Genomic DNA, 8,231 nt, shown 5'->3' with positions numbered 1-8,231 from the left:
CCTCGGGCGGTCCGAATTATCCTCCCGGGGTCCGGGGGTGGAAAACCCCCGGTCCGGCGGCGACGCCGAAACCGTGCTGGACGTCCGCAACCTCACCGTTTCCTTCCGCAACGAGGGCCGGGTGACCCAGGCCGTCAAGGGCGTCAGCTTTACCGTGAACCGGGGCGAGACGGTGGCGCTGGTCGGCGAATCCGGGTCGGGCAAATCGGTCACGGCGCTGTCCACCGTCCGCCTGCTGGGCGACGCGGCGGAACTGGGCGGCAGCGTGCGCTATGAAGGCGCCGAGATGATCGACGCGCCGGAATCCCGGCTGCGCGCCGTCCGCGGCAACGACATCAGCTTCATCTTCCAGGAGCCGATGACCTCGCTGAACCCGCTCCACACGATCGAGCGGCAACTGTCCGAAAGCCTGTCGCTGCACCAGGGGCTCAGCGGCGCCGCGGCGCGGACGCGCATCGTGGACCTGCTGACGAGGGTCGGCATCCGCGACCCGGAAAGCCGGCTGCAGGACTATCCGCACCAGCTGTCGGGCGGCCAGCGGCAGCGGGTGATGATCGCGATGGCGCTCGCGAACGGGCCCGAATTGCTCATCGCCGACGAACCGACCACCGCGCTGGACGTGACCATCCAGGCGCAGATCCTCGACCTGCTGGCCGATCTGAAGCGTGACGAGGGCCTGTCGATGCTGTTCATCAGCCACGATCTGGGCATCGTGCGCCGCATCGCCGACCGGGTCTGCGTGATGCAGGGCGGCGAGATCGTCGAGCAGGGGCCGGTGGCGCAGATCTTCGCCAACCCCCGGCACCCCTATACCCGCAGGCTGCTGGCCGCCGAGCCCAAGGGCATCGCCGAGCCGATCGACCCCGCCGCGCCCGAGATCGTGGCGACCCGCGACCTCAAGGTCTGGTTCCCGATCAAGCGCGGCTTCCTGCGCCGCACCGTGGGCCATATCAAGGCGGTGAATAGGGCCACCCTGTCGGTGCGGGCGGGCGAGACGCTGGGCATCGTGGGCGAATCCGGGTCGGGCAAGACCACCCTGGCGCTGGCGATCATGCGGCTGATCGAAAGCCGCGGGCCGATCATCTTCATGGGCCGCGACATCTCGGGCCTGTCCGGCCGCGCCCTGCGCCGGCTGCGCCGCGACATGCAGATCGTCTTCCAGGACCCCTATGGCAGCCTGTCGCCGCGGATGACCGTGGGCCAGATCATCGCCGAAGGGCTGGGCGTCCACGGCGTCGAAAAGGGCCGCGACCCGCGCCGGATGGTGGCCGAGATCATGGCCGAGGTTGGATTGGACCCCGCCGCGATGGACCGCTATCCGCATGAATTTTCCGGCGGGCAACGGCAGAGGATCGCGGTCGCCCGCGCCATGATCCTGCGGCCCAAGGTCGTGGTGCTGGACGAACCGACCAGCGCGCTCGACATGACCGTGCAGGTGCAGATCGTCGAACTGCTGCGCGGGTTGCAGCGGAAATACGGGCTCGCCTTCCTGTTCATCAGCCACGACCTGCGCGTGGTGCGCGCCATGTCGCACCAGATCATGGTGATGCGCGCGGGCGAAGTGGTCGAACAGGGCACCACCGCGCAGGTCTTCGACGCGCCGCAGACCGACTATACCCGCGCGCTGATGGAGGCCGCCTTCCGGGACCACCACGGATGAAGATCCTGTTCGTGCACCAGAATTTCCCTGGCCAGTTTCCGCATCTGGCGCCGGCGCTGGCCGCCCGCGGGCATCAGGTCATGGCGATGACCGACGAAAAGAACCAGCGCCCCCCGCCCGTGCAGGTGGTGAAATACGCCTCGCCGCCGGAAACCAAGGTCGCGGGGCTGGGCCGGACCTATGCCGAGATGGCCGAGCGCGGCTGGCTCGCCGCCCGCGGCGCGCGGGCCCTGCGCGACCGGCACGGCTACGCGCCCGACCTGATCGTCGGCCATTCCGGCTGGGGCGAAACGCTGTTCCTGCGCGAGATCTGGCCCGAGGCGAAGCTGCTGGTCTATGCCGAGCTGATGTATCGCACCCGCGGCCAGGACGTGGGCTTCGACTCTGAATTCTCGCCGGGCACCGACGAGGGGCGGGTCTCGACCATCGCCCGCTCGGCGCATCTGATCCAGGGGCTGGTGCAGGCCGATGCGGGGCTCGCGCCGACCCGCTATCAGGCCGACAGCTTTCCGCCCGAGCTGCGCCGGAAGCTGACGGTGATCCATGACGGAATCGACACCGGCATCGTGCGCCCGAACCCCGAGGCGACGCTGACCCTGCCCGGCGGCCGCACCTTGCGCGCCGGCGACGAGGTGCTGAGCTATGTCAGCCGCTCGCTGGAACCCTATCGCGGCTTTCACGTCTTCATGCGCGCGCTGCCCGCAGTGCTGGCGGCGCGGCCGCAGGCGCAGGTGGTGCTGGTCGGCGGCGACGGGGTCAGCTATGGTGCCAAGCCCAAGGACGCCGAGACGTGGAAGGCGCGGATGCTGGCCGAGGTGGGCGACCGTCTGGACCTGAGCCGCGTGCATTTCCTCGGCCGCGTACCCTATCCGACCTATCTGTCGCCGCTGCAGGTGGCGCGGGCGCATTGCTACCTGACCTACCCCTTCGTGCTGTCCTGGTCGCTGACCGAGGCGATGGCGGCGGGCAAGCTGATCGTCGCCTCGGACACCGAGCCGGTGCGCGAACTGATCCGCGACGGCGAGAACGGGAGGCTGGTCGGGTTCTTTGACCGCGAGGCGCTGGAGGCAGCGCTGATCCGGGGGCTGGCGGGCGATCCCGATGCGGCGCGGTTGGGGGAGGCCGCGCGGCGGACGATCGTCGAGGGCTATGACCTCAAGCGGGTGTGCCTGCCGCGGCTGGTGGCGTGGGTGGAGAACTTCGGGAATGTCTAATGACGAATCGCGCGCAAATGTTAAAGTAACTGTTACTGTCGGCAAGGCGATCGATGCTGCGCTTGGCGATGCGCTTCGCGCTTTACTTACAAAGCCCGCCCAAGAGCTAGGAATTATGCTCGGCGACAGCCTCGGAATCTTAGGCGATAAAATAAAGATCAAAAGGCTGGCCAACGTGCAGAAGGGGTTCAGCGAGCTGGCAAAAAAACTAGAGCAAAAAAGAATAGAAATAGGTGGCGTTATCCCACCGAGTGAAGAAGATCTGCACGTATTAATTGAGGGAATTTCTCTTTCAGAAGACGACGTGGTGCGAAATCTCTGGACGGGCCTGTTTGCTGAGGCGCTTAACCCAAACAATAATACAACAGTTCAGCGAGCTTATACGAGCGTTTTGCAGAGCATGTCCGCACAGGATGCGCGAATACTGGCGCTTCTCTCGTTCGCCGAAATGAAGGAGCGCCAATTGCGTTCCCTAGTAGTGAAACTAGAGGTTCAAGACTGGTCCTCATTAACTGACAGTGAAAAAACCGCCCTCGAGCAAGCGGCGGAGAGAAATCAAAAATTTCGTCAGGAGACCATTCAACAGATTTTAGACCGCGCTGACGACTGGCATCTTCTCGGGGAATTAACCGACGGCGGAGCGTTGAACTTGCATAGGGTGGGAATGGTTGAGCAGATACCGGCAAGATTTCATTCGTTTCCTACCTCGAAAGATATAGCGCGCGGGAATATTGAACGTGTTCTTGACCAGCAGAGCGCTTGGATCGAAAACTATATCAAAGAACAAGAGAAGAAAAGCAGCCCTCCGGCGCAAATCGTGAAGAGCGCAATTGGCGGCGCTGGAGTTGAGTTTAGGATTCGTTTGACCCAATTTGGCCGGGAACTGGCCGCTGCTTGCGGGCTGCTTGAATAGTTTCACCTATACCCCTCCGCCTGCAAGTCAAACAGCTCGCGATAGCGCCCGTCCTCGGCCAGCAGTTCCTCGTGGGTGCCCTGAGCCTCGACCCGGCCGCCCTCCAGCACCAGGATCCGGTCGGCCATCCGCACCGAGGAAAACCGGTGCGAGATCAGCACCGCGGTCTTGCCCGAGGACAGCTCCTTGAAGCGCTGAAAGACCTCGTATTCGGACCGCGCGTCCAAGGCGGCGGTCGGCTCGTCCAGGATCAGCACCTGCGCGTCGCGCATGTAGGCGCGGGCGATGGCGATCTTCTGCCATTCTCCGCCGGACAGCTCGACCCCGTTGGCAAAACGCTTGCCGATCATCTGGTCATAGCCCGCCGGCAGCTTGGCGATCACCCGGTCAGCCAGGGCGCGCTCGGCGGCGGTCTCGACCCGCGCCATGTTCTCGCGCGCGTCGATCCGGCCGACAGCGATGTTGTCGCGCGCGGACAGGTTGAAGCGGACGAAATCCTGAAAGATTACCCCCATCGCCCCGCGCAGCTGGTCCAAGTCATAGTCGCGCAGGTCGCGCCCATCCAGCAGGATGCGCCCCTCGTCGGGGTCGTAAAGCCGCGCCAGCAGCTTCACCAGCGTGGTCTTGCCGGCGCCGTTCTCGCCCAGCAGCGCCAGCGTCTCGCCGGCATGGAACGTGAAGTTCAGCCCCCGCACCGCCCAGCGCTCGCTGCCCGGATAGTGAAAGCCCACATTCTCGAACACGAAGCCCTGCCGGATCGGGTCGGGGACGGGCAGGGGGTCGGCGGGCGAGGCGATCTCGGGCTCGACCTGGAAGAAGGCGAACAGGTCGTCCAGATACAGCGCCTGCGCGGCGACCTGGCTGAACGAGGTCAGCAGGTTCGACATCAGCGTCCGCAGCCGCTGGAACGACCCGGCCAGAAAGGTCAGGTCGCCCAGGGTCAGGTGCCCGGTCACGGTCTGCGCCAAGATCCAGACATAGGCCGCGTAATAGCCAAGCGTGCCCAGGCCCGAAAACAGCGCCCCCCAGGCCGCGCGCGCCTGCGCCACCGCCCGGTTCTGGGCATAGAAGCGCCGCGCCAGCGTCAGATAGCGGTCGCGCAGGAACCGGTCGAGCGCGAACAGCTTGACCTCCTTCGCGGTCTCGGACGAGGCGGCGATCTGGCGGACATAGTCCATCTCGCGCCGTTCAGGGGTGCGGCCGTAATCCAGCGAATAGGCGCGGGCGTTGAAATGCGCCTCGCCCAGAAAGGCCGGGATCAGGGTCAGGATCAGCAGCACCACCAGCAGCGGGTTATAGGCCACCAGCCCGCCGGCAAAGGTGACCACCGTGACCAGGTTCTCCAGCTGCGAGAACACCTGCCCCATCAGCGAATTCCGCGAGACGGTCTGGCGGCGGGCGCGATCCAGTTTGTCCTGAAATACGGCGTCCTCGAAATCTTCCAGGTCCAGCGTCGCCGCATGGTCCATCAGCCGGGTGGACAGGTCGTTGGTCAGCCGCTCGGACAGCAGGCTGTCCACCAGCCCGATCAGGCGGGTAAGGATGTCCTGCGCGATCGCCAGGCCGAACTCGGCCGCCAGCAGCCAGCCGATGCCGGCGGCGAGCCCCGCATCCCACCAGGCGCGGATGGTGTCGGGGGCATCCGGCAGGCCGGTCAGCCGCACCACCTCGTCGACGATAAGCTTGCCGACCCACAGCGTCGCCACCGGGATCAGCGCCCGGGTGAGCCGCAGCGCCGCGGTAGCGATGGCGAGCCCCGGCCCCGCGCGCCACACCAGCAGCAGGAACGGCGGCACGTTCCGCAGCGCCGCCCAGCGGTCACGAAAGCTCTTGGGCATGGGGCGGGGATCGAAGGGAGGCATCGGCAATCCGGTCGGTGCAACGGCCTCTCAGATGACCGCCCCCATCTGGCCGGTCAATCCCCGCGCGGACAGGAATTCTTCTTTGCCCAAATATCCCCGCCGAAGGCGCCGGAACGCTCCCGCCCGCCCGGCCTCGCCGCCTTGCGGCGCGACCGGCCGCGCCATGCGGAAATGCTTGACCGGGCGGGGGCACCTCAGCCATACCCCACCCCTATACAAGCCGCGAATATGCCCCTGGGCATGAACAGCGGCGGCTCAAGGGGGGGACACGGAAATGGGCGGCCTTCTGGCCCTGTCACGCGGCATCGACCGCGCCAACACGCTGATCGGCCGCAGCGTCAGCTGGCTGATCCTGGTCGCAGTACTCGTCAGCGCGGGGAACGCGATCAGCCGCAAGGTCTGGTCGCTGTCCTCGAATGCCTGGCTCGAGCTTCAGTGGTATCTGTACGGCGCCGCCTTCCTGCTGGCCGCCGCCTATACCTTGCTGGAAAACGAACATATCCGCATCGACATCTTCTATGGCGGGCGGTCGCGGCGGACCCAGCACTGGATCGACCTGATCGGGCATCTGTTGTTCCTGATGCCCTTCGTGATCCTGATGATCTGGCTGATGGTGCCGTGGCTGCAGCGCTCGATCGCCTCGGGCGAACGCTCGATGAACGCGGGCGGGCTGATCCTGTGGCCGGCCAAGGCGCTGCTGCTGGCGGGCTTCGTGCTGCTGTTCTTCCAGGGCATCTCCGAGATCATCAAGAAGATCGCGGTGATGCGCGGCATCATCCCCGACACCCAGGCGCATGTGTCCTCGCACACGCCGGCGGTCGAGATCGACGAGGCGCTGCTGGCCGAAACCGGCTTTGCCAGCCCGGACCATCCGGTCACCGACCAGATGATCGACCATCCGCTTGACCACAACCGCAACTATACCGGCCGGAGCCCCCGCACATGATGGAGCTGATCGCGCACAACATGGCGCCCATCATGTTCGCCAGCCTGGTGGTGTTCCTGCTGCTGGGCTATCCGGTCGCCTTTGCGCTGGCCGCGAACGGGCTGCTGTTCTTCATCATCGGCGTCGAGCTGGCGCCGCTGTCGAACGAGATCAACCTCAGCTGGAACCTGCTCTACGCGATGCCCGAGCGGCTGTGGGGGCTGCTCAGCAACGAGACGCTGCTGGCGATTCCGTTCTTCACCTTCATGGGGATCGTGCTGGAAAAATCCGGCATGGCCGAGGACCTCCTGGACACGATCGGCCAGCTGTTCGGCCCGATCCGGGGCGGTCTCGCCTATGCGGTCATCATCGTCGGCGCGCTGCTGGCGGCCACCACCGGCGTCGTCGCGGCCAGCGTCATCGCCATGGGGCTGATCTCGCTGCCGATCATGCTGCGCTATGGCTATGACCGTCGGATCGCCTCGGGCGTGATCGCGGCGTCGGGCACGCTGGCGCAGATCATTCCGCCCAGCCTGGTGCTGATCGTGCTGGCCGACCAGCTGGGCCGGTCGGTGGGCGACATGTACAAGGGCGCGATGATCCCCGGCCTGATCCTGACCGGGTTCTACATGGCCTATGTCTTCGTCATGTCGATCGTCCGTCCCGAGTCGATGCCGGCGCTGCCGAAAGAGGCGCGCACGCTGGGCTCGGGCGTGACGTCGCTGATCGTGGCGCTCGCCGCGGGGGCGGGGCTGTTCTATGTGCTGTGGCACTGGATGCACCCGACCCAGGGCGCCAATGCCGACATCCTGGCGGCGGCGCTGGCGATCATCGCGCTCTATCTGGTCGCGCTGGCCGACAAGCGGCTGGGCATCAACGCCATGAGTCGGCTGGCGCAGCAGGTCATCATTGTGCTGATCCCGCCGCTGGCGCTGATCTTTCTCGTGTTGGGCACCATCTTCCTGGGCATCGCCACGCCGACCGAGGGCGGCGCGATGGGCGCGGTCGGGGCGCTGGTCCTCGCCGGTCTCAAGGGCCGGCTGGGCGGCGGAGTGATCCCGCAGGCGCTGGCCTCGACCACCCGGCTGTCGGCCTTCGTGATGTTCATCCTGGTCGGCGCGCGGGTGTTCTCGCTGACCTTCTACGGGGTGAACGGCCATATCTGGGTCGAGCATCTGCTGACCTCGCTGCCGGGCGGGGAATACGGGTTCCTGATCGTCGTCTCGATCCTGGTGTTCCTGCTGGCCTTCTTCCTCGACTTCTTCGAGCTGGCCTTCATCATCGTCCCGCTGCTGGCCCCGGCCGCCGACAAGCTGGGCATCGACCTGATCTGGTTCGGGGTGATCCTTGGGGTGAACATGCAGACCTCGTTCATGCACCCGCCCTTCGGATTCTCACTGTTCTTCCTGCGCTCGGTCGCGCCGAAGGTGCCCTACAAGGACAAGGTCACCGGGCTGATGATGGAGCCGGTGCGCACCGGCCAGATCTATTGGGGCGCGGTGCCGTTCGTACTGATCCAGATCGTGATGATCGGGGTGGTGATCCTGTTCCCGGGCATCGTGATGCACTACAAGGGGGCGCCCATCGACACCTCCAACGTGACCTTCCAGGTGCCCATGGGCGGCGGCAGCGGCGGACTGGGCGGTGGACTCGGGGG

At 65.8% G+C, this 8,231-nt stretch carries 6 protein-coding genes; 5 read left to right on the top strand and 1 reads right to left on the bottom strand.

The window, feature by feature from the left end; all coding sequences use genetic code 11:
- Window positions 1–37: 37 nt before the first annotated feature.
- Genes IC63_RS15805 through IC63_RS17765 form a run of 3 tightly spaced genes read left to right on the top strand, consistent with a single transcriptional unit; the run spans window position 38 to window position 3,787 of the window.
- Window positions 38–1,660 (top strand): ABC transporter ATP-binding protein, encoded by a 1,623-nt coding sequence (locus tag IC63_RS15805; protein WP_052042319.1) that lies wholly within the window; start codon window positions 38–40, stop codon window positions 1,658–1,660.
- Complete coding sequence (locus IC63_RS15800; protein WP_036722243.1) at window positions 1,657–2,874, top strand: glycosyltransferase; 1,218 nt, start codon at window positions 1,657–1,659, stop codon at window positions 2,872–2,874. The genes IC63_RS15805 and IC63_RS15800 overlap by 4 nt, the downstream gene beginning before the upstream one ends.
- A complete protein-coding gene (locus tag IC63_RS17765; RefSeq protein WP_198026349.1) occupies window positions 2,867–3,787 on the top strand; it encodes an Abi-alpha family protein in 921 nt (306 codons plus the stop codon). Before IC63_RS15800 ends, IC63_RS17765 begins: the two co-directional genes overlap by 8 nt.
- Window positions 3,788–3,789: 2 nt before the next feature.
- Here IC63_RS17765 and IC63_RS15795 read toward each other — a convergent pair whose 3' ends face one another.
- On the bottom strand, window positions 3,790–5,649 hold the full coding sequence (locus IC63_RS15795) for an ABC transporter ATP-binding protein (protein WP_036722241.1): 1,860 nt from the start codon (window positions 5,647–5,649) through the stop codon (window positions 3,790–3,792).
- A 274-nt stretch (window positions 5,650–5,923) separates the two neighbouring features.
- On the opposite strand from IC63_RS15795, the gene IC63_RS15790 reads away from it, so the two are divergent.
- Together IC63_RS15790 and IC63_RS15785 are read left to right on the top strand one after the other, a co-directional pair.
- Window positions 5,924–6,595 (top strand): TRAP transporter small permease subunit, encoded by a 672-nt coding sequence (locus IC63_RS15790; RefSeq protein ID WP_084115991.1) that lies wholly within the window; start codon window positions 5,924–5,926, stop codon window positions 6,593–6,595.
- A partial coding sequence (locus IC63_RS15785; protein ID WP_036722247.1) for a TRAP transporter large permease occupies window positions 6,592–8,231 on the top strand: 1,640 nt, incomplete at its 3' end. The genes IC63_RS15790 and IC63_RS15785, both read left to right, overlap by 4 nt.

The organism is Paracoccus sphaerophysae, assembly GCF_000763805.1.
Lineage (GTDB): Bacteria > Pseudomonadota > Alphaproteobacteria > Rhodobacterales > Rhodobacteraceae > Paracoccus > Paracoccus sphaerophysae.
The sequence above is the reverse complement of the archived record's forward strand: the minus strand, read 5'-3'. Positions and strand labels throughout refer to the sequence as shown.